Below are 270 nucleotides of genomic sequence, written 5' to 3' on the forward strand. Positions count from 1 at the left end.
CTCTCAGGGAACGCCAAATGTTTTGGTTTGGAGATAACAGTCTAATTATGTGGCTGATGTGGCAACTGGTCAGCTATGTGGTAGCGGCGATCGCAATGATGTTGCTGAGTAAGCTGCTCACTATGCAGCTACTGTTATGGCAATATATGATCGTATTTGGGATACAGACGCTGTTCTTCTTCATCATGTTAGCCTCCAAAGGTAGGCTTGCCAATTATATCCAAAGTAATATTAATAAAGAGGAAATGGCAGGTGAGCAAGCTCTTAATG

1 protein-coding gene is annotated in these 270 nt (G+C 42.6%); it reads left to right on the plus strand.

The window, feature by feature from the left end; translation table 11 throughout:
* Positions 1–17 precede the first annotated feature (17 nt).
* A partial coding sequence (locus AAEY93_RS20635; protein WP_351079538.1) for a hypothetical protein occupies positions 18–270 on the plus strand: 253 nt, incomplete at its 3' end.

Source organism: Shewanella sp. CAL98-MNA-CIBAN-0140 (assembly GCF_040309905.1).
GTDB lineage: Bacteria > Pseudomonadota > Gammaproteobacteria > Enterobacterales > Shewanellaceae > Shewanella > Shewanella psychromarinicola.